The sequence below is a fragment of the Methylobacterium sp. J-077 genome (assembly GCF_022829365.1).
GTDB lineage: Bacteria > Pseudomonadota > Alphaproteobacteria > Rhizobiales > Beijerinckiaceae > Methylobacterium.
In genome coordinates, this window is sequence record NZ_JAKSYJ010000096.1 from 20,671 (window position 1) to 47,554 (window position 26,884).

Sequence of the window (26,884 nt, forward strand, 5' to 3'; positions counted from 1 at the left end):
TCACTCATAAGGATTGATAGCTCCGCCCGCCCGTGCGAGGGCGGCTCATGTCCGCTACCCCCACGCGTTGTATCGCCCTGACGAAAGAGCTGGAGGCATACATCCGGGTCCAGGTCGCCTCAGGCCGTTACACCAGTGCCAGCGAAGTGGTCCGCTCAGCACTGCGCCTCAAGATCGACCGTGAAGGCGCGATACTCGGTGCTCCGCCTGTGGGAGAGCGGCCAGAGATCGAGCGCGGTTCGGTCTGAGCGCGATGTCCGTCATTGAAGACGTCGTTCAGGATCCAGTCCGGCTCGCCGCGCTCGACGCCCACAACATCCTCGACACCTCGCCTGAGGAAGGCTTCGACGACATCGTGCAGCTGGCCGCCCAGCTGTGCCAGACCCCGGTGGCGCTGGTCAGCCTCGTGGCGGCTGATTGCCAATGGTTCAAGGCTAATGTCGGGTTCCCGCACTGTGAGACCGACCTCAACAGCTCGGTCTGCGCCCATGTCTTGGCCGAGCCAGACCTGCTCGTCATCCCGGATCTCACGACCGACCCGCGGACCGAGGCGAACCCTCTCGTCACCGGCGATCCCTTCATCCGGTTCTACGCCGGCGCGCCACTGCGTACCGCGGAGGGGCAGGTCATCGGCAGCCTGTGCGTCATCGACACCAAGCCCCGCCCGGACCGCCTGACCGATGCCCAGGCCAGCAACCTGAGGGCACTCGCCCGGCAGGTGATGAGCCAGCTCGACCTCAAGCGGGCGGTGATCGAGCGCGATGCGCTACTGGCCGAGCAGGCGGTGGTTCAGCGTACCCGTGACACTCTCCACCACACACAGACGGCCATCTCGGAAGCCGGGGGCGATCTCGACGCTATTCTGAAGCTTCTCATAGACGGCGCCATGGAAGTTGTGTCCGAGGCTGATGGCGGGGCCGTCGAGTTCGTCGAAGGCGAGGAGCTCGTATACCGAGCCGTTGTCGGCACCCTCGAAGCCTTGCAGGGCCAGCGCGTTCCGTTGGAGGGCAGCCTGTCCGGGGCCTGCTTCCACTCCCGCAAGCCGTTGCTGGTACCCGACGTGCGGGTCGACATGCGCGTGAACCAGCTCCGGGCCGAGCGGATGAAGCTGCGCTCGTGCGTGACCGTGCCGGTATTCCGCGGGCGCAGGAGCATCGGCGTGTTGAAGCTGCAATCGAGCCGACCGGACGCCTTCACGGATCGGCATCTACAGGTCGCTCGCCTGTTCGCCGGTGCGGCCTCAGCTGGTCTGATCGAAGTCCGGGAGGCTGCCGCTCAGCGTGCCGTGCAAGCCAGCGAGAGCCGCTACCGGGCGGTCTTCGAGAGCGCCACCGACTACGCCATCGTTGTGATGGACCTCGACGGGCATGTGACCAACTGGAACGAGGGCGCCACGCGCATCCTCGGTTGGACGCCTAGAGAGGTCTACGGCAAACCCGCCGCCGTGTTCTTCACGCCCGAGGACCGCGCCGCCGACATCCCTGCCCAGGAGATGCACAGCGCCCTGACCGAGGGACGTGGGGTCGACGAGCGCTGGCATCTGCGCAAGGGCGGTGAACGGTTCTGGGGCAGCGGCGAGATGATGGCCCTGCGTGACGAAGTTGGCACCGCCATCGGCTTCGTCAAGATCTTGCGGGACCGCACCGACCAGCACATGGCGGGAAGGGCGCTCGTGGAAGCCGAGGCGCGCCTGCGTCAGGCTCAGGCTGCCGGCGGCGTTGGCCTGTTCACCATCGACCTAGCCGACAACGTTCTCACCCCGACCCCGGAGTTCTGCCGCCTCTACGGGTTGCCCGAGCAGGCGAGCTACCCCGCGACGGCGTTCGAGGGGCTGATCATTCCCGAGGACGCGCACCTCATCTCGACGGCGGCGACCCGGCGAGAGGGCGAGCCGCCCCGCGATGTCGAGTACCGCATCCGCAGACCAGGGACCGGCGAGCTTCGTTGGATCGCCCGCAAGGGGGAACTCGAACGTGATCCCTCCGGGCGTCCGGTCCGGTTCTCGGGCATAGCGCGTGACGTCACCGAGCAACGGCGGGCGATCGACGCCCTGGCGCACAGCGAGGAGCGGTTCAGGACGATCTTGGACACGATCGAGGCGGCGTTCGCCATCGTCCAGGTCAAGTTCGATGCCTACGATGAGCCAGTGGACTACCGCTTCGTCGAAGCCAATCCCGCTTTCGAGCGAGAGGCCGGTGTCAATTTGCGCGGGAAATGGGTCACGGAGTTCGCCCCGGATCTGGAGCGCTTCTGGTTCGAGACCTACGGGCGGGTCGCAAAGACCAGAGAACCGACCAACTTCGAGAACTATGCCGAGGCATTCGGGCGCTGGTTCGATGTCCGGGCCGTCCCCGTCGGCGATCCGGTCGACCGGCAGATCGCAATCTTCTTCAACGACGTCACCGCCCGGCGCGTGGCGGAGGAGCGCCTGCGCTCCAGCGAGGCGCTCGCCCGCGAGAACGTGGACCGTGTCCAGCTCGCGCTGGCGGCCGGGGCTATCATCGGCACTTGGCACTGGGATCTGCCGACCGACCGCTTTACAATCGACGAGGCGTTCGCCTGCGCCTTCGGCCTTGACCCAGCGCTCGGTCGGGATGGTATCCCGCTCGCGCAGATCGTCGCGACCGTTCATCCCGATGACCAGGCAGGATTAGCCGAGGCGATCAACGAGGCCATCGTGCGCGGCGGCGCGTACGCCCATCAGTATCGCACCCGGCGCGCGGACGGGAAGTACTACTGGCTGGAGGCGAATGGCCGGGTCGACCACGGGCCTGACGGTACGCCCCTGAGCTTCCCCGGCGTCCTACTCGACGTCGAGGCGCGCCGTGCGGTCGAGGCCGAGCGCGACCGTGCCGCCTCGGATCTTCGCGCCCTCAACGAGACGCTGGAACAGCGCGTCGCTGAGCGCACGGCAGAGCTGATGCGGGCCGAGGAACTGCTCCGCCAGTCCCAGAAGATGGAGGCGGTCGGCCAGCTCACGGGCGGGCTAGCGCACGACTTCAACAACTTGCTCGCCGGCATCTCGGGTTCGCTGGAGTTGATGCAGGCCCGGATGAGCCAGGGACGACTGAACGACCTCGACCGCTACATGACGGTCGCTCAGGGCGCGGCCAAGCGCGCTGCTGCGCTCACCCACCGCCTGCTCGCCTTCTCGCGCCGCCAGACGCTCGATCCCAAGCCCACCAACGTGAACCGCCTCGTGATGGAGATGGAGGATCTGATCCGGCGCACCATCGGGCCGCAGATCGCGCTCGAGGTGGTCGGCGCCGCGGGGCTGTGGGCCACTCTGATCGACCCGGGCCAGCTCGAGAACGCGCTGTTGAACCTCTGTATCAATGCCCGCGATGCGATGCCGGATGGCGGACGCATCACTATCGAGACCGCGAACAAACGGCTGGATCGACCGGCCGCGATCAAGCACGAGATCCCGGAAGGGCAGTACCTCTCGCTGTGCGTGACCGACACCGGCACCGGTATACCACCGGAGGTGATCGCCAAGGTGTTCGAGCCGTTTTTCACCACGAAGCCGCTGGGTGAGGGAACCGGGCTCGGCCTGTCGATGATCTACGGCTTCGCTCGGCAATCGGGTGGCCAGGTGCGGATCTACTCGGAGGTCGGCCTGGGAACGACCGTGTGCCTGTATCTGCCGCGGCACAACGGGGAGACCGACGAGGATGACATCGTGGGCATGCTCGCCGATGTGGAGCGTGCCGCAGAGGGCGAGACCGTGCTCATCGTCGATGACGAGCCATCCGTTCGCATGCTGGTGACCGAGGTCTTGGAGGATCTCGGCTACACGGCAATCGAGGCGGCAGACAGCGTCGCTGGATTGAAGGTGCTTCAGTCAGACGTGCGCATCGACTTGCTGGTGAGCGACGTCGGCCTGCCGGGCGGCATGAATGGGCGGCAGATGGCGGATGCCGGACGTGAGCGGCGCCCCGACCTCAAGGTCCTGTTCATCACCGGCTACGCGGAGAACGCGCTTCTCGGCAACGGGCACTTGCAGCCCGGCATGCAGGTGCTGACCAAGCCGTTCGCGATGGAAGCGCTCGCTTCGAGGATCAAAGATCTCATCCACGCATCGTGAGCCCGCCCAGGTTGGGGGCGGAACTTCCGCTTCCCGCTGAAGGGTCAAAGTCCGGTTGCCACCCCGAGCCGAAGTTGCAAGAGAGCTGACGAACGGCCGCTTTGGAGAAGCGCCGACGGCGGCCCGGGCGGCTGGGTTGGGTCGGTAGGAGCCTGTCCGCTTTTCCGGCCGACTTTCTCCGAACCGGACAGGCGGCTTTCGGCCAAACTGGTCCTTTCCAGCCCGATCAGATCGCAGGCAAGCTGACCTTCCGCATCCCAGCGGCGACCGCCCGTTGTGGACATCCGGAAATCGCCGTATGCGCCACGGCGATGCCCAAGCGATCATCTCGCACCATCCGGTACGATTGCCTCTTTGAAGAGGTCAGCAGGCGGCTCCCGCTGTTCGAGGGCCTCTCTGCCGACAACATTCAGCATCTCTCAGCCTTGGGATTCGGTCGCGGCTTCCTGACAGCCTCCCTCCGAGCCCGCCTGCGCAAAGCAGGATTTCGCGACCTATCTCATTTGGCTCAGTCTTCCCCGGACGAGATCGCCAGGATCAGAAAGTTCGGCCCGGTCCGGGTCGAGCTTATTCGAACTTTCATCCTCGAAGAGATTGCACGTTGGCTGCCGAGCGCACGTCACACGCACGCAGTCGCGGCTACCAGGGAACGAAGGCTCGAGCTGCTGCGCAAAAAGCAAATCGAACATCTGTCACTGAACGCCGACAAGATCGCAGCGCTCGGGTTCGCTGGAGGTTCCTGTGCGGATATGGCCGGCCGTTCGCGCCTCAACCTCCTCGGTTCAGGAATTGTGACGCCCATCGACGTAGACCGTTTCGTCATGACGCTCGCCCGTTTTCTGGGAGCGTGCAGGACGACCGCTCGTTACCCCGGCGACGGGGCCAGGGAAGCGCTGTCAGCGGAAATGGAGACAACCGAGGCTCGTCGTGCCGCATTGCTGGCGGACCAGGATCGTGAATGGGAGGAGGCCGCTCCAGCCAGAGATCGGCGTCGGATTGGCATAGTTCGGAGGGTTTAGGGCGACGATAACGTGGGGGCTCGACAGGACTGTGGGGAAGTCGCTGAGCCAGGCAGTATCAATCACAGTGTTTGATCAAGCTACCCGCAAGCGGAACCTCTAAATTTCGGAGAAGGGTGGGGAGCGGAAGTTATATCCGAGCTCAGAAGGGGGCCTTCAGAGTTGCGCCCGTCCGGGGACGTCCGAGGCCTTCGTCTTAATTGAAGCGGACCTCAGTACGATCCACCGATCCTCATGGTGGGAAATGCGCTCACCATCCGAAAACAGTGGTTAACGCGCCTCGGCCAATGAAGGCCGGCACGGTCTCGCTCGGGGCATCGGCGTCTACCTCAACGAACGATGAGCCGCCGGCCAGTTGCCCCGTGTCGTCCGAGATCAGCTGCTAATCCGAAGCGCGGATGGGCCAGCTCCACCACGCCCTCATTTAATCGGAAGCTTAGTTTGACTCAACGGTGGTCCAAATTGTCAAGGCGCAGTAAGCGCTCGGCGTGCCGCAAAAGTACGCATTGAAGGCTGTTCAGAGCCGTCGATGACAGCAAAAGTAAATAAAATGAGCGCATATGGAGAATTGTATCTCCATGTTTCTGGCCATTTCGCGGGAACAATATCATCAAATTGCCGCACTGGCCTGATGAATGCATAATACGATATGCTTCTGTCCGCGTCCGTCAGGACCCGTCGACCGGATTGATCGAGGCGAATTTAAGGTATGGCAGCGATCGTCCGACTGGCCCTGCTGCGGCCCTACACCTTCGTCGTGATGTCGATCCTGATCCTGATCTTCGGGGTCATGGCGATCGTGCGCACCCCGACCGACATCTTCCCCCGGATCGGCATCCCGGTGATCAGCGTCGTCTGGCAGTACACCGGGTTGCAGCCCGACGACATGGCCGGGCGCATCGTCTCGGTGTTCGAGCGCTCGCTGACCACCACGGTCAACGACATCGAGCACATCGAATCCCAGTCGGTCCCGGGCTACGGGATCGTGAAGATCTACTTCCAGCCCGGCGTCGACATCACCGCAGCCCAGGCGCAGGTCACATCCATCTCGCAGACGCAACTCAAGCAGCTGCCGCCGGGCGTCACGCCGCCTCTGATGCTCGCCTACAACGCGTCGAGCGTGCCGATCATCCAGCTCGCCCTGTCCAGCGACAGCCTCTCGCAGACGGCGCTCAACGACCTCGCGCAGAACTTCATCCGGCCTCAGCTCACCACGATCCCCGGGGCGCAGTTGCCCTACGCCTACGGCGGCGCCGCGCGCCAGGTGCAGATCGATCTCGACCAGTCGGCGCTGCACGCCCACGGCCTGTCGGCGGCCGACGTCGGCGCAGCCTTGGCCCGGCAGAACCTGATCAACCCGGTCGGCACCCAGAAGATCGGGACCTTCGAGTGGATCGTCGACCTCAACGACTCACCCAAAACCATCGAGGCGTTCAACGACCTGCCGGTCAAGGTCGTGGACGGCGCCGTGGTTTTCATGCGCGACGTCGCCCACGTGCGCAACGGCTCGCCGCCCCAGACCAACGTCGTCCAGCTCGACGGCAAGAAGGGCGTGCTGATGTCGATCCTCAAGATCGGCAACGCCTCGACCTTGGACATCATCGCCGACGTCAAGGCGCGCCTGCCCGCCATCCAGGCGGGGCTGCCGACGGGCGTCGACCTCAAGTACGTGGCCGACCAGTCGGGCTTCGTGCGCGAGTCCGTGGTGGCGGTGGTTCGCGAGGGGGTCATAGCCGCGGCGCTGACCGGCCTGATGATCCTGGTCTTCCTGGGCAGCTGGCGCTCGACCCTGATCATCACCGTGTCGATCCCGCTCGCCGTGCTGTGCTCGCTGATCGCTCTCTCGGCGCTCGGGCAGACCATCAACGTGATGACGCTTGGCGGGCTCGCCCTAGCGGTCGGCATCCTTGTGGATGACGCCACCGTGACCATCGAGAACATCAATCGACACATGGAGGAGTTCGGCGAGGACATCGTCACCGCGATCACCCGCGGCGCGCAGGAGATCATGCCGCCGGCCACCGTCGCCCTGTTTTGCATCTGCATCGCCTTCGTGCCGCTTCTGGCGCTTGGCGGCGTGGCGGGCTTCCTGTTCCGGCCGCTGGCGATGGCGGTGGTGTTCGCGATGATCGCGTCCTACGCGCTTACCTACACCCTGGTGCCGACGCTGGCGCGCTACCTGCTGACCGAGCACGCCCACGGACAGGATCCGGCCGGCAAGCCCAGCGTCTTCGCCCGGTTTCAGCGCGGCTTCGAGCGCCGCTTCGAGGCCCTGCGGCAGGCCTATCTCGGGCTGCTCGGCTTGGCGCTGTCGCGCCGGAAGTCCTTCGCGGTCGGCTTCCTCGCGGCGGTCGGCCTGTCGTTCGGCCTCGTCCCCTATCTCGGGCGGGACTTCTTTCCGGACGTGGATGCGGGGGCGCTACGCATCCACCTGCGGGCTCCCACGGGCACGCGCATCGAGGAGATGACGGCGCTGACCGGGCGGGTCGAGGTAAGGCTACGCGCGCTGATCCCGCCGGGACGTGTGGCCAGCGTTGTCAACAACATCGGCCTTCCGATCAGCGGCATCAACATTTCCTACGGCAACAGCGGCACCATCGGTACCTTCGACGCCGACATGCTTGTGACCCTCGACGAGGCCGGAGGCGGCGGCGAGGGCGGCCCATCAACCGCGGCCCTGACCCGACAGCTGCGCGAGCGTCTGCCGCAGGATTTTCCCGGCGTGACCTTCGCGTTCCTGCCCGCCGACATCGTCAGCCAGATCCTGAACTTCGGCTCCCCCGCCGCGCTGGACGTGCAGGTCGCCAGCCGCGACGTGGCGGGGGGCCGCGCCTACGCCAACACGCTCCTGGCCCGGGTTCGCCGCGTGGCCGGGGTGGCGGACGCGCGCATCCAGGAGCAGGCGCGCAACCCCGCGCTGCGGGTCGATTTCGACCGCGCGCTCGCCGGGGTCGTCGGCCTGACCGAGGGCGACGCGGCCGCGAGCCTCCAAGCGACGCTGTCGGGCAGTACGCAGACCGCCCCGACCTATTGGCTCGACCCGCGCAACGGCGTGTCTTACCCGGTCTCAGTCCAGACGCCGCAATATTCGATCGACACGCTGGGCGCGCTCAACAACCTGCCGATCACCGCCGCCCGCTCGGAACAGCTCCTGGGGGGCTTGGCAACGATCCGCCCGGAGCCGCTCAGCGCGGTGGCGACCGACTACAACATCGCCCCCACCGTCAACATCCTGGCCACGACGCAGGACCGCGATCTCGGCGGCGTCACCGCGGACATCCAGCGGGCGATCGACGAGACGCGGGCCGACCTGCCGAAGGGGGCGACCGTCACGGTGCGCGGGCAGGCGGTGACCATGGCGCAAGCCTACCAGCAACTGCTCGTGGGCCTCGCCTTCGCGATCGTGCTCATCTACCTGCTCATCGTCGTCAACTTCCAGTCCTGGGTCGACCCGTTCGTCATCGTGACGGCGCTGCCGGCGGCGCTCGCCGGCATCGTGTGGATGCTGTTCGCCACGCACACCTACGTCTCGGTGCCGGCGCTGACGGGGGCGATCATGTGCATGGGTGTGGCGACCGCCAACTCGATTCTGGTCATCAGCTTCGCCCGCGAACAGCTCGACGCGGGACGCACGGCGATCGAGGCTGCCCTGGCGGCCGGGGCGACGCGTCTGCGGCCTGTGATGATGACCGCGCTGGCGATGATGATCGGCATGGCGCCGATGGCGATCGAGCCGGGTCAGAACGCGCCGCTCGGCCGCGCCGTGATCGGCGGACTGCTGTTCGCCACGCTTGCGACGTTGTTCTTCGTGCCGGTGGTCTTCGGCATCTTACATGGGCGGCCCCGCCGCGCCGGGGCCCGACGCGAAGACGCTTCCCCCCAAGCCCTCTCATCCCCATCAGCCTAACCCCAGATCCCGCATGCACCCCACCCAACACGTCAAATCCGAGGACGCCGCGCACGCGGGCGCCAAGCCAGCTGTCGCGTCGCCTCGCCCCCCATCGGGGCGCCGGGTCGGCCTGCTGCTGGCAGGCGTGGCAATCGGCGCCGCGGCGCTCGCCTGGGTCGGCATCAACGACCGGGCGAAGGGGATGCAGGAGGTCGAGAGCTGGACCGAACAGCAAGCAGTGCCCACCGTCCGTGTAGTGCACGCGCGGCGCGGGCCCATGGACGAAGACCTGACCCTGCCCGGCTCGCTGAGCGCCTTCTACACTGGTACGTTGTATGCCCGCGCTAGCGGCTACGTCACGGCCTGGCACCGGGACATTGGCGCACGCGTGCGCAAGGACGAGGTCCTGGCCCAGATCTCGGCGCCCGACCTCGATCAGCAACTCGCCGAGGCGCGCGCGACCCTCGTTCAGCTCCAGGCTGCGGTCGACCAAGCCCAAGCGAACGCCGATCTCAGTGCGGCCACCAACAAGCGCACCGCCCGCCTGGTAACGCAGGGCTGGTCGAGCGAGGAGCGCGGCGACACCGACCGCTTCACCGCGGCCTCGCGTACGGCGGCCCTATCGGTGGCCAAAGCAAACATCGTCGCCCAGCAGGCAAATGTCGGGCGTCTGGAGGAACTGACACGATTCAAGGAGGTCCGAGCACCCTTCGACGGGGTCGTGACCGCGCGCAACGTCGACATCGGCGACCTGCTCACCGCAGGGGGAACCTCGGGTCTGCCGCTCTATCGAGTCTCGGACCTCCACCGGGTGCGTGCGTACGTGAACGTGCCGCAGGCCTTCCTCGCCGTGATGAGGCCGGGGCTGAAGGCTTCCTTGCACGTGCCGGGGCAGGAGGCATCGTTCGACGCAGAGGTGACCTCGACCGCAAATGCCATTGCGGAAGACTCCCGCAAGGGTCTCGTGGAGCTCCAGGCTGACAACCCGGAAGGCAAACTCTGGCCGGGGGCGTTCGTAGAGGTGCGGTTCCACGTGCCTTCAGACCCGGGGACGCTGCGCGTGGCCGCCACCGCGCTGGTTTTCGACCGCAACGGCACGCAGGTGGCGCAGGTGGGCGACGACCACCGGGTCGCACTCAGGCCTGTGACGCTCGGGCGGAACCTCGGCAACGAGGTCGAGGTGCGCGCCGGCGTGGGCATTACCGATCGGCTTATCGACAACCCTCAGGAGTTCCTGGCCAGCGGAGACGTCGTCCGCGTCGCCGGGGAGGAGACCGCGCCGCGTACCGCTTCAGCGAACTGACGATAGCCTTCATGGCCGATGTTCCAGGCCTCCGCGCGGTGCAACCTTACTGGATATGACAAGTGGGACAGGCTGCCCTGCAACCGGCCCACACGGTGCTTTCGCTGGCTGCCAGCGGTCCCGGCATGGCAACTGGACGCAGGCGTCTGCTTTGCCGCGTCGAACGCGCTACACCTGCGGGACTACTTGCAGCCAGACTACGCCATGCCGGATCGCCGATAAGCGCAAAAGCGGTCGTTCGGCTTTGCGCCCATCACAGCCGTTCAGCTGGCCGCAGCGAAAGCTCGTAAGCAGACGATGGATCGCGTCGGGGTGTATCGTCACGCATGATGGGGGATCGCCCGACCCTCAGGCCTCCATCCGCAGCCCTGTTGCTTGGTCGAAGATGTGGAGATGCGGAGCGGGAAACGATGCTCGGATCGCCTCGCTCACCGGAGTGCCATTCGCGATCTTGACTGTCAGCGCCGCTTCGCCCGGACGTCCGGCATGCACCAGCATCTCGGACCCGAGGAGTTCTACGACCTCGACCGGCCATGTCGTGCCCGCCGGGTCGAGCAGGACGTGTTCCGGGCGAATGCCCAGAACCACGGGGAAACCATCGGGACGGTCGAACCGCCGGGATCCGAGGTCGATGTCGGCGCCAGCGACCCTCACCATCGTGCCGTTCCGCCCGAGCTTGCCGGGTAGCAAGTTCATCGCTGGCGAGCCGATGAAGCCCGCCACGTAGGTGTCGGCGGGGCGCTCGAAGACCTCCGTCGGCGTCGCCAATTGTACCGGGACGCCTTGGTGCATCACTAGCAACCGGTCGCCCAGCGTCATCGCCTCGACCTGATCGTGTGTAACGTAAAGGCTCGTCACCTTCAGCCGGCGCTGGAGGCGGCGGATCTCGCCGCGCATCTGCACCCGGAGCTTGGCGTCGAGATTCGACAGTGGCTCGTCGAACAGGAACAGCTTCGGATCGCGGACGATGGCGCGCCCCATGGCGACCCGCTGACGTTGGCCGCCGGACAACTGACGCGGCTTGCGCTCGAGCAGCGCTTCCAAGCCCAGCAGAGCCGAGGCCGCATCGACCTTCGCCCGGATCTCGGCGCGGGGCAGGCCGCGGATCTTCAGCCCGTAGGCCATGTTCTCGAACACGCTCATGTGCGGGTACAGGGCGTAGTTCTGGAACACCATGGCGATGTCGCGCGCCGACGGATCGAGATCAGTGACGTCGCGCCCGTCGATCAGGACGCGCCCGGTGGTGGGCATCTCCAGACCCGCCACGATGCGCAACAGGGTGGATTTTCCGCAGCCCGACGCGCCGACGATCACCAGCATCTCGCCGTCCGCCAGGGCGAGGTCGACCCCCTTCAGAATCTCGTTGCTGCCGAAGCTCTTGCGCAGGCCGTCGAGTCTCAGGCCCGCCATCACTTATCACCCTCCGTCAGGCCCTTCACGAACCAGCGCTGCATGAGGAGCACCACCGCCACGGGGGGGATCAGCGCCAGCACCGCCGTCGCCATGACTTTGTTCCATTCGGTCGCAGTGTCGACGCCGATCATCTTGACGATGCTGATGACCACAGTGTCGAGCTTGGGATCGGTCGCGACGAGCAGCGGCCAGAGGTACTGGTTCCAGCCGTAGACGAACAGGATCACGAACAACGCCGCGATGTTGGCACCCGAGACCGGGATCAGGATGTCCCGCAGGAAGCGCAGGGGCCCGGCCCCGTCGATCCGCGCCGCCTCCACGAGTTCGTCCGGAACGGCGAGGAAGGTCTGCCGAAACAGCAGCGTCGCGGTTGCGGAGGCGATGAGGGGAATCGTCAGGCCCGTGAAGCTGTTGATCAGATCGAGGGAGGACATGACCTGGAAGGTGGGGATCAGCCGCACCTCGACCGGCAGCATTAGGGTCAGAAAGATCAGCCAGAAGGCCGCCATGCGGAATGGGAAGCGGAAGAAGGTGACCGCATAGGCCGAGGGCAGCGACAGGGCGATCTTGCCGAACGCGATGGCGAGCGCCATCCCGGCCGAGACCAGCAGGGCGCGCCAGACCGGCCCAGCCCCCGCCGACCCGTTCACCAGCACGTCGTGATAGACCCCGAGACCGGAGAGGTTCGGGATCAGCGAGACCTCGCCCCGGGCGATCGCAGCCGAATCCTGTGTCGAGCCTGCGATCGCGATCCAGATCGGCAGGGCGAAGAGTAGGATCGCCAGGATCAGGACGGCGTGGGGGATGAGATTCGACGTTCTCCGGCGCATCAGGTGACGGCCTTCCGCCCGAGGAACCGGAATTGCAGGGCGCAGAGGACGATAACGCCGGCCATCAGCACCACGGATTGCGCCGAGGACGAGCCGACATTCGCGTTGACGACGCCGTCGAGATAGACCTTGAGGACGAGCGTTTGGGTCGACTGACCCGGCCCGCCGCCGTTCACCGCGTAGACCGTCGCGAAGGTGTCGAAGGCCGCGTAGACGAGATCGACGACGAGCAGGAAATAGACCGTCGGCATCATCAGTGGCAGGACGATGGTGCGGAACCGGCGCAAGCCCCGGGCACCGTCGATGCGGGCCGCCTCGATGATCGTTTTTGGGATCGCCTGGAGGGCCGCCAGGAAGAAGATGAAGTTGTAGCTGATCTGCTTCCAGGCGGCGGCCAGGATCACGAGCGTCATGGCCTGCGTGCCGTCGAGCTTGTAGTCCCAGGCGATCCCGATCCGGTTCAGCCACGCGCCGACGAGGCCGATCTGCGGGTGGAACATCAGCACCCACAGCACCGCCGCCATGGCGGGCGCTACCGCGTAGGGCCAGATCAGCATCGTGCGATAGAAGGTGCGGCCCCGGATCTCGGTATCCGCCAGGACCGCGAGAACCAGCGCCACACCCATCGAGACGGCGGTCACGCAGGCGCAGAATACGACCGTCCGCCCGATCGCCGCGATGTAGAGCGGATCCGCGAACAGGTCAGTGAAGTTGTCGAGCCCGACAAACTGGGTGCTGGTGCCGAAGGCGTCCTCGCTCTCCAGGCTCGACCGGATCGCCTGGAAGGCCGGCCACAGGAAGAAGACCACCGTCAGCACCAGCTGCGGCAAGATCAGCAGGGCCGGCAGCAGCCGGCCCGGGAACAGCGTCCGTCGTTCCATGCGTGGAGAGCCTTCCGCCGGTCCGCCGCGTTCACCCGCGCGTGGATTTCTGGAAGTCGCGCAGCACCCGGTTGCCGCGCGCGGCGGCGCTGTCCATGGCGGCTTGCGCGGTCTGCTGGCCCTGGAGCGCCTTCTCGATCTCCTCGTAGAGGATCGCGCGGATCTCCGGCAGGCGGCCGAGGCGCAGGCCGCGTGAGTTCGGGGTCAATTCCCCGCGCGAGAGCTGCCGCGCCGGCACGTCAGTGCCGGGGTTCTTGTCGAAATAGCCCGCCTGTTTGGTGGCCTCGTAGCCCGCGAGCGTCACTGGGACGTAACCGGTGTTCTGGGCATAGAGCGCGACCTGCTCGGGCTTCGCGATAAAGGCATAGAAGGCCGCGACGCCCTTGTACTCGGCCTCGGTCCGCTTCGGCGCCGTCATCGCCCACAGGCTGGCGCCGCCGATGATGGAGTTGTTCGGCCGCGGGTTCAGGGCCGGCTCGGTCGGCAGGAAGGCCTCGGCGTAGCGGAACTTAGCGTTCTTAACGATGTCGGCGCGGCCTGACGACGAACCGAACCCGATCGCCGCCTGACCGGAGTAGAAGATCGCGTCCGGCGCGCCATCGCGGCCAGTATACTTGAAGGCACCGTCCTTCGACAGGTCTAGGTAGCGCTGGAGCTGGTCGACGAAGGGCTTGGTATTGATGAGCAGTTCCGCGCCGAGGCCATCATAGCCATCGTTCTCGGTGGCGTAAGCGAGGTTCTGGATCGCGGCATATTCCTCGAACTGAATCCAGGTCATCCAGGCTGACGTGCTCGCGATCGGCGTGGGCGCCTTCGACGCGAGGGTGCGGGCCGCCTTCACGTAGTCATCGTAGGTGGCCGGCGGCGTGTCAGGATCGAGCCCCGCCTTCTCGAAGGCGTCGCGATTGTACCACATGACTGCCGTCGAGGAGTTGAAAGGCATCGAGGCGAGCTTGCCGTCCGGCAGGCTGTAATAGCCGCGCACGCCGGGGATGTAGGCCTTGGGATCAAGACCGAACCCGGTCTCCTCCGCGAGCTTCCAGGCCTGCTTGATGGCGGGGCCCGCCTGCAGCATCGTGCCCGTGCCGACCTCGAAGATCTGGACGATGTGCGGCGCTTTGCCGGCACGGTAGGCGGCGATCGCCGCCGTCAGCGTCTCAGGGTAGGTGCCCTTGAACACCGCCTCCAGCGTGACCTCGGATTGGCTCGCGTTGAAGTCGCGCGTCAGCCTGTTGACCTCCTCGCCGTTCGCGCCCGACATCGCGTGCCAGAGCACGATGGACGTCCTGTCCCCATCCAAAGCAGAGGCGGGCGAGCGAAGCGCAGTCCATGCGGCGAGACCGCCGACGCCGGCCAACAGGACGCGACGATCCATCCAAAATCCTCCCTGCGGCGGGATCGACGCGCCCGTTGACATCAGGCTTGAGACGAGTTCCCGCGAAAGCACCCGGTCCGAGAACACGATGCTCGTCCGCCAATGATGCACGGACCCGACTGCGGAATAAAGCAGCTAGCGAGAGGACGCTATGCCCAGACATTCGCTTTGTATAGAAAACTCAATTCCCTCAATCCGACAGCGTCGCTATGCTGATCCAGTCAAACATGATCAATTTGGCGGCTAACGGACACGAGCAGCCTCGTCTCGTCGTGCCGTGCCATCTCGATATTCCAGGCCAGGGATCGCGCTCTCGCCATGCCACACGCCGGTCGCGCGGCTCACCCGTTTGAACGATACCGGCCCGAACCGCGCGATCATCGCATCCGTGCCGGACCGAAGCCAACTCTTGCCCAGCCCGCCGACGTCCGCTTCTGCCAACGTCACCCTGAAAACCGGGCCGGCAACTTTCGGCCAAATCCGGTTGCCAACGGCGCCGCCACGAACGTCTCAGTCGGGTGGATTTCCGCCGGTCCGCTTTTCAATCGAAGAGATAGGGAAGCGGAAGCTCAAATCTGGGGCGCACAGTCCCTCGTTCTGATCGAGTATGCAGCGCGAAATGCCGACCGGGCGCAACCCGCCGAGGGCTAAGCGAGAGGGGACGCCCGAGTCCCCTCACTCGGTACCGCCGTCCAGCCGGATTTTCCCCTTGAAGATCCGATAGACGACGAAGGTGTAGATCAGGGTGATCGGCAGGACCACGACGCCGGCGCCCCAGAACATGAACGACAGACTCGCCTCGGGGGCTGCCGCCTCGGTCAGGGTGATCGTGAAGGGCACCATGTAGGGCAGGAACGAGCCGGCGAGGGTGGCGAAGGCCGACGCGAAGATCACGGCCGTCAACGGGAAGGGCAGCGCGTCGATGCGGCGGCGTCCTGCGTGGAAGAGGCCGGCGGACGCGAGCGCCCCGATCAGCGGCAGGATGAGCAGTTCCGGCCGCTCGGTCCACCGATGCAGCACCTGCAGGTTCATCGCCAGCGCGTACAGGAACGCCGCCGCCAGGAAAAACAGCACGCCGATGAGCAGCCGGGGCATCATCCGAAAGCCGAGGTCGCGCACATCGTCCTCGGTCTTGCTGCACAGCCACGCCGCGCCCAGCAGGGCGTAGCCGAGGCACAGACCTACGCCGCATAGCAACGAGAAGGGCGACAGCCACGCGAAGGCCCCGCCGGCGTACTGCCCGTCGCGGATCGGCAATTCCTGCACGAGGGCCCCGACGGTCGTGCCCTGCACGAAGGCGGCGCAAGCGGAGCCGCCGACGAAACCGGCATCCCAGACTCTTCGAAGGCGCCGGGACTTGGCGCGGAACTCGAAGGCGACGCCCCGCAAGATCAGCGCGGCGAGCATCAGCAGCAGCGGCAGGTAGAAAGCCGAGAGCAGCAGCGCGTAGACGAGGGGGAAGGCGCCGAACAGGATCGTGGCGGCGAGCACAAGCCACGTCTCGTTGCCATCCCAGACCGGGGCGATCGCCTGCATCATGTGGCGGCGCGCGGTCTCGCTCGGGGCGATCCCGAACAGCATGCCGACTCCGAGATCGAACCCGTCGAGCAGCACGTAGAGAAGAATGGTGAGGGCGAGGGCCGCGGCCCAGAACGCGATCATCGCTTCTCACTCGGCCGGCGTCGAAGCCGTGTCGAGGGTCCCCGGGGCCCCTCCCGGCAAGGCGAGTGGCCGCTTGGGGTTGGCCCTGTGTGCGCCAAGATCGGGCATCGGCAAGAGCCCGGCCTTGAGAAGGCGGTAGATGTAGACCGTGCCGGCGGCGAAGATCAGCGCGTACACCGCGGCGAACACAATGAGCGAGGTCGCCACCTGAGGCGTCGTGAGGATCGGCGTCGCGGCGTCGATGGTCCGCAACTGCCCGTAGACGGTCCAGGGCTGGCGCCCGATCTCGGCGGTGAACCAGCCGGTGAGCGTGGCCACGAAACCCAAGGGAAAGGAGAGGAAGATGCCCCATTGCAGCCAGCGGGCCCGTTCGAGCCGCCCGGCTGCATAGAAGGCGATGCCGCCCCAGGCCAGCGCCAGCATCAGCAGGCCGCAGCCGACCATAATCCGGAAGGCGAAGAACGGGATCAGGACCGGCGGTCGGTCGGCCTTCGGGATGGCCTTGAGGCCGATCACCTTGCCGGTGGGCGTCCCGTCGTCGATCAGGCTGCCTGCAGGAGGAGGCAGGGCGATAACGAACCGGTTCGTCTCTCGGGCCTCGTCGGGCCACGCGAACAGGATCTCCCCGGCCGGGGCGCGGCTCTCCCAATGGCCCTCGATGGCGGCGATCTTGGAAGGCTGGTGCCGGACGACGTAATCGCCAGTCAGATGACCGAAGAACAGTTGTAGCGGCACCAGGATCGCGGCGAGACCGAGCCCCATGCGGACCATCGCCCGTGCCTCGGGCAGGTCGGTGCCGCGCAGCATGTACCACGCCCCGGTCGCCGCCACGCAGAAGCTCGTGGTGACGTAGGCGGCCAGGAGCATGTGCGGGAAGCGTACCCAGACCACGGAGTTGAACAGGATCCCGAACCAGTCGGTGGGCACGAACAGGCCATTGGGCTGCATCGTGAAGCCCACCGGATGTTGCATCCACGAGTTGTTCACCAGGATCCAGAAGGATGAGAGGCTCGTGCCGAAGCAGACCATCAGGCAGGCGAACAAGTAGAACCACCGCGACACGCGGGCGCGGCCGAACATCAGCACCCCGAAGAACGAGGCTTCGAGGGCGAAGGCGGTGAAGCTCTCGTAGCCCAGGAGCGGGCCCTGGATCGGGCCGGTCCGCCGGGCGAGTTCGCTCCAGTTGGTGCCGAACTGGAACGCCATGACGATGCCGGAGACCACGCCGAGGCCGAAGGCGACGGCGAAGATTTTTAGCCAGAAGTCGAACAGGCGGTCGTAGAGTGGCCGGCCCGAGGCCATCGCCCGGACTTGCAGGAAGGCGAGCCACGCTGCCAGCCCGACCGTGAAGGCTGGAAAGATGATGTGGAACGAGACCGTGAAGGCGAATTGGATCCGCGAGAGCAGCAACGCCGTATGATCCATGCATCCTCACTCGGGGTCGCTGATACGCCCCCTTCGCGCTGGCCGCTGGGCAAGCCCCATCGCTCAGCGCGCGGCGAGAGCCTTAGCGGGGTTGAAGGGCTCGGCGTCCGAGATCGCGTCCGTGCCCATGTCGAGAACCGCCGTGAACCGATCCCCGCCCGGCCGGAGGACCAGTGCCCCTGGCTCCACCGCGATGCGCTTGTCGTCCAGGCCGAGGAAGCGCGTGACGTCGATCACGACCGCCTTCACAGTGCCGCCCGTGACCAGCAGATCCTCGATCGTCCCGACGCGCCCGCCTGCGGTGTTGCGGACCTCGACGCCAATCATCTTGGAGGCCAGGAATGTCGCCGGCTTCAGGTTCTGTCGCTTGGCGGCATCCTCGGCATTGGCCGCTTCCATGAGTGGGCCGGGGGTCGCGCCGTGGACGTTCGTCCCGGGGCCGGTCCCGGGAACGACCGTGCCGGGGCCTCCAAGGTCGGCCTGCTGCGCGAGGGCCGGGGTAGCCACCGCGAGGGCGAGGATAGGCGCGCACAACCAGATGGCTCGCATGGGGCTCTCCTGAAGTTCGGCGAAGGAAAGGGTGAGCAAGGTTTCGAGAGGCGGATGCCGTCGTCGGCGCCCGCCCCCCTGAGGCGCGCTTTGCGCAAGTCCATGCCCGTCATCGTCCCGGGCGCCGCACCAGAGGTGCCCAAGAGGCTGGCGGGTGAATTGTGAGGCGATCGAGGCGTGGGTCGCCCGCCTACTTCCTGTTCTTGATCAGGCTATCGACATTCTTGTTGGCTTCCTTGTTTTCCTTCTGCTGGGCGGTGATCTGGCTCTTGGTGTCCTTCGCCGACATCTCGTCACGCTTGCCTTGAGACATCTCCTTGGGGGCAGCCATGGCCGGCACCGCCGCCAGGAGGAAGGCGGCACACAGGGCAGCGCCCGTCGTCTTGTTGTTCATGGTCGTTTCTCCAGCGTTTTTGACAGGGCACGAAGTTCTTGCAAAATACTCCGTTCCCGGGCCCGCGATCACGAGCCTGTCATTGTGGATGACAATTCCGAGAAGATTTTAGCCCGCAAGACTTGCGGGTTACGCCGTCGCCTCAAGCGTCTGCCCACCCCGCTACGGCGGGCCGCAGCGGGGGGAAGGTGGGCCGGCTCGGTGGAGCGCCGCCGGGTTCCCGGCTCGTCATGGCGTCATCCGCTGCGGCCTTATTCGAGTCCAGGGTTAGTTACTTGTTGGCCTTCCCGGCGGCGGTGGAGCCGGTCGTCTGCGACGAGGTCGTGTTCGCGGCCCCCGCCTGCTGCGGCACCGCGACGGCGTCGATCATGTCGAAACGCACCGCGTCCTGGGCGGTCTTCAGGACGGCGTTGGCCTCGTAATATTTGCCCTGATTGATCAGCGTCGCCGCCTGATCGACATCCGAGATGGTCTTGTTCAGCGGCAAAACCGCCATCGTGAAATCGACATCGACATGGGCGAGCTTGAGCTTCTCCAGGGCGCCCTTCTGGTCCCCGTGCGCGAGGTTCTTGTTCGCTTCGGTGACCGCGGAGGCCTTCTCCGGTGTGGCCACGAAGTCGTCCCCCAGCGTCAGTTGCGCGTCGACGGGCACCCAGGCGACCTGCTCCTTCGACGCCGGCTTGGCCTCAGGCGTCGCGGCCTTCATCGCCCCCTTGTGGCCGGCGAGATCGGCCGGCGTCTTCAGATCGGCCTCGGCCTTAGTGAACTGGGCATCGTCGGTCTTCGCCTTGGCGAAGGCGGCCTGCGCCTTCGCGATTATGTCCTTGGCTTGGGCGGGGTTCGCTTCGAAGATGGCGAGGCGCGTCAGCTGAAGATCTCTGTAGCCCTGCGCCCCATCCTTCGACAGCTTGCCGACATCCTTGTCGATCATGCTCGTCTGTGGGGTGCTCTGCTGTGCAGCTTGTTCGGCGGCGAAGGCGGTGCCGCCGAGGATCGTCGTGAGCACGAGCGCTGCAGCCATGGGTCTGCGATAAGCCATTGTCCGTCTCCATCATAGCACGAAACTCGGGATGTCGATTGCTTCGATCCGGTTGTCTCGTGTTGCAACAATAGCGTCATCTACTGCAATCAACATGTACATTGGATTTAAATTAAGTAATTCAAGATGGATGGACGGGACAGGCTTTGGAGATACGCAATGCAATCCAGCGCGGGGTTGAGAAGGGAGCGGGCTTGAGCCACGTCGCTGGGCGATTCGATGGGAATAAATGATCGAGGAGCATTGGCGTCACCCCTGAAGCATTCAGCGCCCATTCGTCGGTAGCTGTTTGGCTGGGCAGACTGCAGAGGCCGATTTCGCCGCCCGGTGTTATTGCTTTGTTTTAGGACATCGCGCCAAGGCAGCGGAGGCCGCGCCCGATATCTCGCCTAAGGCTAGCCGATGCTGGAAACCATCCTTGTTGCCCATGCTCTATAGCGAGCGTAAGGCCTTCGGGGCCATCTCGGGCGACTTGCGGATGTCCGCCGCTTCCGGGGTGGGTCGATTGACGTCCGCTCCTGAGCATCGCGAAGGCGAACTCGAACGACTGGGTTGGGTCGGTAGGAGGCCGTCCGCTTTTGCGGAAGCCCTGCTCCGAAGCGGTCATTCTGCTTTCGGCCAGACTACGCCATGCCGGATCGCCGACCCGCGCAAAAGCGGTCGTTCGGCTTCGCGCCCATCCCTGTCATTCGAGGGCTATCTAAGCGTCCATGAGAGCGGACCTCGGAGGAAGGGGAGCTCCTCCGTCCAAAAAGGGTTTTGACCATGTTGCCGGTCGCGTTCCCTCGATCCGGGTACCGTCGGGGTCTCATCCTGGGCGATACTCTTCCGTGCTCCAAATACCCTCATTCGTCAAAGTGCATCTGTTCGGCGAACCCTATCTGTAGTATTGTCATTCGCTGAAGCACATTCCACTCGGGCATCCGGCATGGCAGATGCGTGCGGTATTGTGATCGCCGAACTTTCGTTTCAGGGGTAATTTTCAGATCTCGCCTCAGTTAAATCAACAGATGACGCTGGTTCATGTCCGAGAAAGCCCCGAGATCCGAGCGTCAGAAGCTGGAGGCGGCTAGCCACGCGATGGTCGCCTTCGATAGGGAGACGGCGGTGGGTGACGGCGAGCGTCAGCGCCTGATCGAGGCGATCGAGAGCAGTTCCGACGGTTTCGCCCTGTTTGATGCCGAAGACCGTCTGTTGCTCTGCAACACGCGTTTTCGCCAGTTCCATCCTGGCCTCGCCGACGTGATCCTTCCGGGGGCGCCGTTCGCTGCGATCGCCCGAGCCGCCGCGGAATGTTGCGTCGTGCGGGATGAGGGCGTCACCATCGAAGCCTGGCTCGAAGCCCGGCTCGCCCTCTACCGCAACCCGCGCGAGCCGATCCTCCAGCAGCAGGTCGATGGGCGCTGGATCCAGATCAACGAGCGCAGGACCCGGGATGGCGGGACGGTGGCGGTCTACACGGACGTGACGGGGATCATGCGAACCGAGCAGGTCCTGCTCGCGACGCAGGGGCGGCTGACCTACCTCCTGACCGCGTCGCCCTCGATGATCTGCAGCTTCGAGGTGGGGGGCCGGAACGCCCCGACGTTCATCAGCGAGAACGTGCGCGACCTCCTCGGTTACGAGCCGAGCGATTATCTCGCAGGCCCGGAATTCTGGCTGGACCGGCTTCACCCCGACGACCGCGACCGGGTCCTGGCCGAGTACCCGCGCCTTCTGGCCATGGGCCACAACGTCATCGAGTACCGGTTCCTGCGCAAGGACGGCACCTATCGCTGGGTCAGGGACGAGCAGCGCCTCATCCGCGGCCCGGACGGCGAACCCGTCGAGGTCGTCGAGTCCTGGAGCGACATCACCGAGCGCATGATGGCCGAGCTCGCGCTGCGCGAGCAGACGGCCTTCGTCGAATTGCTGCAGGTGACCGCGGCCGCGGCCAACGAGGCCCTCACCGTGGAGGACGCCGTACGGTTCTGCCTGGACCGGGTCGCTGCCCATACCGGGTGGCCGCTCGGGCACGCCTACGCCCTGGCCGAGGACGGGAGCGGAACCCTGGTGCCCACCGGCCTCTGGCACGCGGATACGCCGGAGCGCTTCGCACGCTTCCGAGCCGTCACCGCCGACACGCGCCTTTCCGCCGGCATCGGGCTGCCGGGGCGCGTGCTGGCCTCCGGTGCGCCGATCTGGGCCCTCGATGCCGCACCGGAGCCCGGCCTGCCCCGCGCCGCGGCGGCCGCCGCGGACGGCATCCGGGCCGCGTTCGCCTTCCCGGTCACGATCGGGCGCGAGGTCGTCGCAGTTCTGGAGTTCTTCGCGTGCGAGGCGGGTGCACCGGATCCGGCGCTGCTCAAGGTCATGGTCAACATCGGCGCGCAACTCGGGCGGGTGATCGAGCGCAAGCGCGCGGAAGAGAACCTGCGCCAGGCCAAGGAGGCCGCGGAGAACGCGAGCCGGGCCAAGAGCAGCTTCCTCGCCAACATGAGTCACGAGCTGCGGACGCCGCTCAACGCCATCATCGGATTCACGCGGCTGGTGATGCGCCGGGCCAGGGACGTGCTGCCGCAGAAGCAGTTCGAGAACCTGGAGAAAATCCTCACGAGTTCCGAGCACCTGCTGTCGCTGATCAACACCATCCTCGACCTCGCCAAGGTCGAGGCGGGCCGCATGGAAGTGAAGGCGTCGACATTCGCGCTCGAGCCCACCCTCGACCTCTGCCTCCGCACGGTCGAGCCCCTGGTCAGGAGCGAGCGCGTGCGGCTGGTCAAGGACGTGCGGGACTTGCCGGAAACGGTCTTCACCGACCAGGAGAAGCTCAAGCAGATCCTGATCAACCTCCTCAGCAACGCCATCAAGTTCACCGAGACCGGTTCGGTCACGCTGCGGGCCCGCGCCGTCAGAGACCGGATCACGCTCGCGGTGTCGGATACGGGTATCGGCATCCCGGACGCGGCGTTGACCGTGATCTTCGAGGAGTTCCAGCAGGTCGACAATTCCGCGAGCCGCGCCCATAGCGGGACCGGGCTCGGCCTCGCCATCAGCCACCGCCTGGCCCGAATGCTCGGCGGCGACGTCGCCGTGGAGAGCCGGGAGGGCGAGGGCTCGACCTTCACGCTCACCATCCCGCAGCGGGTCGAGGGGGCCATCGAGCTCCAGCCTGGCCTGCAGGCGCCGGCGCCCGCGGCGGACACGGCGCCCCGGACCGGGTCCCGGCTCGTGCTGGCGATCGACGACGACCCGAACGTCGTCTACCTGCTGAAGGAGAACCTGTCCGACGCGGGCTACGACGTGATCGGCGCCCCCAACGGCGCGGACGGCCTGCGCAAGGCGCGCGAGCTCCAGCCGCGCGCGATCACCCTCGACATCATGATGCCGGGCACGGACGGGTGGCAGGTGCTGCACGCGCTCAAGACCGACCCGCTGACCCGCGAGATCCCGGTCATCCTGATCTCGATCGTCGACCAGAAGGAACTCGGTTTCCGACTCGGCGCGAGCGACTATATCGTGAAGCCGTTCGAGCGGGAGTCGCTGATCGGCGCCCTCGGGCGCGCTGCCCCCAACAGCGAGCGCATCCTCGTGGTCGACGACGATCCGAACGTTGTCGACCTCGTCCGCCAATTGATGGATACCGAGCGCTGCACGATCGACTGGGCCCCGGATGGGGTCGCGGGGCTCGAGCGCATCGCGCAAGCGCGCCCGAGCGTGATCCTCCTCGATCTCCTGATGCCGGTCATGGACGGCCTCACCTTCCTCGACCGTCTTCAGGCCGACCCCGTAGGCCGCACGATCCCCGTCGTCGTCCTGACGGCGGCATCGTTGAACGCGGCCGATCAGGGCATGCTCCGGGAGCGCGTGCGCGGGCTGATCGACAAGCAGGGCCTCGATCGCGACGCTCTCGTCCGGGAGGTCAGGCGGGCATTGCCGCTGGCGGACAGCCCGGCGGCCGAGGCGGCCCGATGAGCGGCGCCGCAGCCTTCGAGGATGTGGCCGGATGAAGACCATCCTCATCGTCGAAGATGTCGAGTTGAATCGCGATCTGCTGACGCAGCTTCTGGAGGACGATTACGCGCTGGTGCTCGCGGTCGATGGCGGGGCCGGCGTCGCGATGGCCGCCAGCCACGCTCCGGATCTCATCCTCATGGACCTCTCGCTGCCGGTGATCGACGGCTGGGAGGCGACGCGGCGCATCAAGGCCGACCCGGCGACGGCGGGTATTCCCGTCATCGCGATCACGGCCAACGCGATGAGCGGCGACGCTGACAGGGCCAAGGCGGCAGGCTGCGACGACTTCATGACGAAGCCCGTCGATGAAGACCTGTTGTTCGCCAAGCTGCATCACTGGCTCGACTGAGCGCGGGCGGCCCCGAAGAGGCTTCGGCCCGGAGAGAGCGAGACCGGTGGATCCAGCGCGCATCCTCATCGTCGACGACGAAGCCTTCAACCTCGACCTGCTGGAGCAGGAACTGGAGCTTCTCGGGCATGCGAGCGTCCGGGCCGCGAACGGACGCGCCGCCCTCGATCTCCTGAACGCCGAGCCGTTCGACCTGGTCCTGCTCGACGTGATGATGCCGATCCTCGACGGCTACGCCGTGCTGGACCGCATCAAGGCGCATGACCGGCTGCGCCATACCCCGGTGGTCATGATCTCGGCGCTGACCGAGATCGGCAGCATCGTGCGCTGCATCGAGATGGGCGCGGAGGACTACCTGCCGAAGCCCTTCGAGCCGGTGCTCCTCGAAGCCCGGATCCGTGCGTGCCTCGACAGGAAGCGCCTTCACGACCGGGAGATGGCCCATCTCGAAGCCATCGAGCATCAACGGAAGCGCGCCGACGAACTGCTCCACGCGATCCTGCCGGTCGCGGCCGTGAGCGAGCTGATGACGACCGGGCAGGTCAAGCCTCGGCTCTTCGACGATGTCGCGGTGCTGTTCATCGATCTCGTCGGTTTCACGGCCTGGTGCCACGCCCAAAGTCCCGAAGCGGTCGTCGCCGAGGTTCAGCGCCTCGCCGAGGCGTTCGAGGTGGTCGCGCACCGGCACGGCATGGAGAAGATCAAGACGATCGGCGACGCCTTCATGGCGACCGCCAATCTGTTGTCGCCCCATGCCGACCCGGTGACCGCGGCCGTCCGCTGCGCGGGCGACATGGTCGCCATCGCGGCGGACGGCTCCACCGGCTGGCGGATCCGGGCCGGCATCCATATCGGCTCGGTCGTCGGCGGCATCGTCGGCCGGTCCAAATTCACCTTCGATCTCTGGGGCGACACGGTGAACGTCGCGGCGCGGCTCTGTGCGCTGGGAGACGGATGTGCCGTCCACCTGTCGGAGGAAGCCTCGACCCGGGTGCAGGACAGCGGCGCGATCCGCTCCGTCGGCAAAGTCGCCCTCAAAGGCAAGGGCGAGTGCGAGGTTTACTGTTGCGAATTGAAGTGAGATCGCTCGTTGCTGAAATAAGCGCTTCATTTCCGGAAACGGACAAGCGGATTAATAAGTCTTAAGCTTAGGAAAGGATCATATTGGCCTGTTTAGCATTACAGTTGCATTTTCGACGAGGTTCTGACTCTCTGCGTCACCATGATTCGCGCATCATGGACATCGGGGACCTCGATCGAGGCGACGCTGGAGTTGTGGGCCTCGTCGCTGCGGGAGGTGAAGGGGCGCTTGCGCCCGCTGTTCACGCAGGAGCGGGTCGCGGCCTCGGCCGGGGCATTCCTGGACGGGCTGCTCGGCGCGGAGCGGCGCAAGACGGGTTGGATGCGGGCGGAAGCCGCGGGCGATCCCGGGCCCTGGCGTCAGCAAGCGGTGCTCGGGCGCGGACGCTGGGATGCGGATGCTCTGCGCGACGTGGTGCGGGACTATGCCCTGGAGACCCTGGCCGACCCGGACGCGGTTCTGGTTCTCGACGAGACCGGCTTTCTCAAGCAGGGCAAAGCCTCGTGCGGCGTGCATCGCCAGTACACCGGCTCGGCCGGCAAGATCACGAACTGTCAGATCGGCGTGTTCGCCGCCTACGCCTCGCAGCACGGTCATGCGTTCATCGATCGGGCTTTGTACCTGCCCAAGACCTGGACCTCGGATCCGGCCCGCTTGGCCGCCGCCCACGTGCCGGAGGGAACGCGCTTTTCGACCAAACCGGGCTTGGCGCTGGCGATGATCGAGCGGGCGATCGCTGCCGGCGTGCCGTTCTCGTGGGTGGCGGCCGACACCGTCTACGGGGTCGGCGACATCGCGATGGCGCTGCGTCGGGCGGGCAAGGGCTACGTGCTCGGGGTCAAGACCGATCACAGGTTCAATGCCTGGGTCGGCAAGCCGCCGGTGGCCGGCACCGCCGAGACGATCGCGAACGGCCTCGCGCCGTCGGCCTGGGCGCGCCTGTCGGCGGGCGAGGGCACGAAGGGCGCGCGGCTGTACGATTGGGCCTATTGCGAACTGGCCGACCTCGACGGCGCCGACGACGATCAGACTGGCCTGTGGACGCGGGGGGCTCCTGATCCGCCGCAGCCTGAGCGATGGCGAGCGGGCGTACTTCACGACCTGGTGCCCGGCCGGCACACCGATCGCGACCCTGGTGGCGGTCGAGGGCCAGCGTTGGACGATCGAGGACGCGTTCGAGACGGCCAAGACCGAACTCGGGCTTGCTCACAACGAAACCCGCTCCTGGCACGGCTGGCACCGGCACGTCAGCCTGGTGATGATGGCCTTCGCCCTGCTGGCGGTGATCCGCCATCACGCCAACGCGCCGCCCCCAAAAAGCCGGGCCCGGACGAGATCACGCCCCCCGAGGCTGCGCGCCCGCTGATCCGCTGGTCGGTCCAGGAAATCCGCCGCATCGCCGTGCGGCTGGCGCAGCGGCGCATCCAGCCCGCTCACGTCATCGCGTGGTCGCTCTGGCGACGCACGCATCAGGCGGCCGCCCAAAACGCCCATCTCAAACGCCGAGCGTCAGACGCCAAAGGGCGTCACCGCCGTAAGCCCAGCAAAACACGCAGCCGACGGAAAAGCCAAAAAACGCAACTGTAATGCTA

17 protein-coding genes and 1 pseudogene are annotated in these 26,884 nt (G+C 66.1%); 9 read left to right on the forward strand and 9 right to left on the reverse strand.

Annotated features, from left to right (window positions below; genetic code table 11):
• The first annotated feature begins 47 nt into the window (after positions 1-47).
• The 5 genes from MKL11_RS07830 to MKL11_RS07855 all read left to right on the forward strand — a co-directional run bounded on the left by MKL11_RS07830 (position 48) and on the right by MKL11_RS07855 (position 10,298).
• Positions 48-248, forward strand: coding sequence for a type II toxin-antitoxin system ParD family antitoxin (locus MKL11_RS07830; RefSeq protein WP_243941923.1), 201 nt, complete (start codon positions 48-50; stop codon positions 246-248).
• Between the two features lie 5 nt (positions 249-253).
• The gene (locus MKL11_RS07840; protein WP_313900740.1) at positions 254-4,087 is read left to right on the forward strand and encodes a PAS domain S-box protein; all 3,834 of its coding nucleotides are present in this window, start codon (positions 254-256) and stop codon (positions 4,085-4,087) included.
• A gap of 101 nt (positions 4,088-4,188) precedes the next feature.
• On the forward strand, positions 4,189-5,106 hold the full coding sequence (locus MKL11_RS07845; protein WP_243941925.1) for a hypothetical protein: 918 nt from the start codon (positions 4,189-4,191) through the stop codon (positions 5,104-5,106).
• Positions 5,107-5,815: 709 nt separating this feature from the next.
• A complete protein-coding gene (locus MKL11_RS07850) occupies positions 5,816-9,013 on the forward strand; it encodes an efflux RND transporter permease subunit (protein ID WP_243941927.1) in 3,198 nt (1,065 codons plus the stop codon).
• Between the two features lie 13 nt (positions 9,014-9,026).
• On the forward strand, positions 9,027-10,298 hold the full coding sequence (locus MKL11_RS07855; RefSeq protein WP_243941929.1) for an efflux RND transporter periplasmic adaptor subunit: 1,272 nt from the start codon (positions 9,027-9,029) through the stop codon (positions 10,296-10,298).
• A gap of 348 nt (positions 10,299-10,646) precedes the next feature.
• Here MKL11_RS07855 and MKL11_RS07860 read toward each other — a convergent pair whose 3' ends face one another.
• The 9 genes from MKL11_RS07860 to MKL11_RS07900 form a co-directional block, all read right to left on the reverse strand.
• A complete protein-coding gene (locus tag MKL11_RS07860; RefSeq protein ID WP_243941931.1) occupies positions 10,647-11,708 on the reverse strand; it encodes an ABC transporter ATP-binding protein in 1,062 nt (353 codons plus the stop codon).
• The gene (gene ugpE / locus MKL11_RS07865) at positions 11,708-12,541 is read right to left on the reverse strand and encodes a sn-glycerol-3-phosphate ABC transporter permease UgpE (RefSeq protein WP_243941933.1); all 834 of its coding nucleotides are present in this window, start codon (positions 12,539-12,541) and stop codon (positions 11,708-11,710) included. Before ugpE ends, MKL11_RS07860 begins: the two co-directional genes overlap by 1 nt.
• Positions 12,541-13,422 carry a sn-glycerol-3-phosphate ABC transporter permease UgpA gene (ugpA, locus tag MKL11_RS07870; RefSeq protein WP_243941935.1) on the reverse strand — a complete coding sequence of 294 codons (882 nt, stop codon included), beginning with the start codon at positions 13,420-13,422 and terminating at the stop codon, positions 12,541-12,543. The genes ugpE and ugpA overlap by 1 nt, the downstream gene beginning before the upstream one ends.
• A gap of 31 nt (positions 13,423-13,453) precedes the next feature.
• Positions 13,454-14,779: a sn-glycerol-3-phosphate ABC transporter substrate-binding protein UgpB gene (ugpB, locus tag MKL11_RS07875; protein ID WP_243941937.1), complete on the reverse strand. Its 1,326-nt coding sequence runs from the start codon at positions 14,777-14,779 to the stop codon at positions 13,454-13,456.
• 693 nt (positions 14,780-15,472) lie between these two features.
• Positions 15,473-16,459, reverse strand: coding sequence for a cytochrome d ubiquinol oxidase subunit II (cydB, locus tag MKL11_RS07880; RefSeq protein ID WP_243941939.1), 987 nt, complete (start codon positions 16,457-16,459; stop codon positions 15,473-15,475).
• A 6-nt stretch (positions 16,460-16,465) separates the two neighbouring features.
• Positions 16,466-17,884: a cytochrome ubiquinol oxidase subunit I gene (locus MKL11_RS07885; protein WP_243941941.1), complete on the reverse strand. Its 1,419-nt coding sequence runs from the start codon at positions 17,882-17,884 to the stop codon at positions 16,466-16,468.
• Between the two features lie 63 nt (positions 17,885-17,947).
• Positions 17,948-18,433, reverse strand: coding sequence for a PRC-barrel domain-containing protein (locus MKL11_RS07890; protein ID WP_243941943.1), 486 nt, complete (start codon positions 18,431-18,433; stop codon positions 17,948-17,950).
• Positions 18,434-18,623: 190 nt separating this feature from the next.
• Positions 18,624-18,827, reverse strand: a complete 204-nt coding sequence (locus MKL11_RS07895; RefSeq protein WP_243941945.1) for a hypothetical protein — start codon at positions 18,825-18,827, stop codon at positions 18,624-18,626.
• A gap of 271 nt (positions 18,828-19,098) precedes the next feature.
• A complete protein-coding gene (locus tag MKL11_RS07900) occupies positions 19,099-19,848 on the reverse strand; it encodes a YfdX family protein (RefSeq protein WP_243941947.1) in 750 nt (249 codons plus the stop codon).
• Between the two features lie 1,041 nt (positions 19,849-20,889).
• Here MKL11_RS07900 and MKL11_RS07905 point away from each other — a divergent pair.
• The 4 genes and pseudogenes from MKL11_RS07905 (at position 20,890) to MKL11_RS07920 (ending at position 26,658) form a co-directional block, all read left to right on the forward strand.
• Positions 20,890-23,820, forward strand: a complete 2,931-nt coding sequence (locus tag MKL11_RS07905) for a response regulator (protein ID WP_243941949.1) — start codon at positions 20,890-20,892, stop codon at positions 23,818-23,820.
• A 31-nt stretch (positions 23,821-23,851) separates the two neighbouring features.
• Complete coding sequence (locus MKL11_RS07910; protein WP_243941951.1) at positions 23,852-24,211, forward strand: response regulator; 360 nt, start codon at positions 23,852-23,854, stop codon at positions 24,209-24,211.
• Between the two features lie 46 nt (positions 24,212-24,257).
• Positions 24,258-25,292 (forward strand): adenylate/guanylate cyclase domain-containing protein, encoded by a 1,035-nt coding sequence (locus MKL11_RS07915; protein ID WP_243941953.1) that lies wholly within the window; start codon positions 24,258-24,260, stop codon positions 25,290-25,292.
• Positions 25,293-25,433: 141 nt separating this feature from the next.
• A pseudogene (locus tag MKL11_RS07920) lies at positions 25,434-26,658 on the forward strand (IS701 family transposase).
• The last annotated feature ends 226 nt before the right edge of the window (positions 26,659-26,884 follow it).

What these genes read in the sequence shown, in the direction of transcription:
- MKL11_RS07860 (WP_243941931.1), bottom strand. Translation starts at nt 11,708, where the DNA reads ATGGCGGGCCTGAGACTCGACGGCCTGCGCAAGAGCTTCGGCAGCAAC.
- ugpE (WP_243941933.1), bottom strand. Translation starts at nt 12,541, where the DNA reads ATGCGCCGGAGAACGTCGAATCTCATCCCCCACGCCGTCCTGATCCTG.
- MKL11_RS07890 (WP_243941943.1), bottom strand. Translation starts at nt 18,433, where the DNA reads ATGCGAGCCATCTGGTTGTGCGCGCCTATCCTCGCCCTCGCGGTGGCT.
- MKL11_RS07840 (WP_313900740.1), top strand. Translation starts at nt 254, where the DNA reads ATGTCCGTCATTGAAGACGTCGTTCAGGATCCAGTCCGGCTCGCCGCG.
- cydB (WP_243941939.1), bottom strand. Translation starts at nt 16,459, where the DNA reads ATGATCGCGTTCTGGGCCGCGGCCCTCGCCCTCACCATTCTTCTCTAC.
- MKL11_RS07895 (WP_243941945.1), bottom strand. Translation starts at nt 18,827, where the DNA reads ATGAACAACAAGACGACGGGCGCTGCCCTGTGTGCCGCCTTCCTCCTG.
- MKL11_RS07885 (WP_243941941.1), bottom strand. Translation starts at nt 17,884, where the DNA reads ATGGATCATACGGCGTTGCTGCTCTCGCGGATCCAATTCGCCTTCACG.
- MKL11_RS07910 (WP_243941951.1), top strand. Translation starts at nt 23,852, where the DNA reads ATGAAGACCATCCTCATCGTCGAAGATGTCGAGTTGAATCGCGATCTG.
- MKL11_RS07850 (WP_243941927.1), top strand. Translation starts at nt 5,816, where the DNA reads ATGGCAGCGATCGTCCGACTGGCCCTGCTGCGGCCCTACACCTTCGTC.
- ugpA (WP_243941935.1), bottom strand. Translation starts at nt 13,422, where the DNA reads ATGGAACGACGGACGCTGTTCCCGGGCCGGCTGCTGCCGGCCCTGCTG.
- MKL11_RS07900 (WP_243941947.1), bottom strand. Translation starts at nt 19,848, where the DNA reads ATGGCTGCAGCGCTCGTGCTCACGACGATCCTCGGCGGCACCGCCTTC.
- MKL11_RS07905 (WP_243941949.1), top strand. Translation starts at nt 20,890, where the DNA reads ATGTCCGAGAAAGCCCCGAGATCCGAGCGTCAGAAGCTGGAGGCGGCT.
- MKL11_RS07855 (WP_243941929.1), top strand. Translation starts at nt 9,027, where the DNA reads ATGCACCCCACCCAACACGTCAAATCCGAGGACGCCGCGCACGCGGGC.
- MKL11_RS07830 (WP_243941923.1), top strand. Translation starts at nt 48, where the DNA reads ATGTCCGCTACCCCCACGCGTTGTATCGCCCTGACGAAAGAGCTGGAG.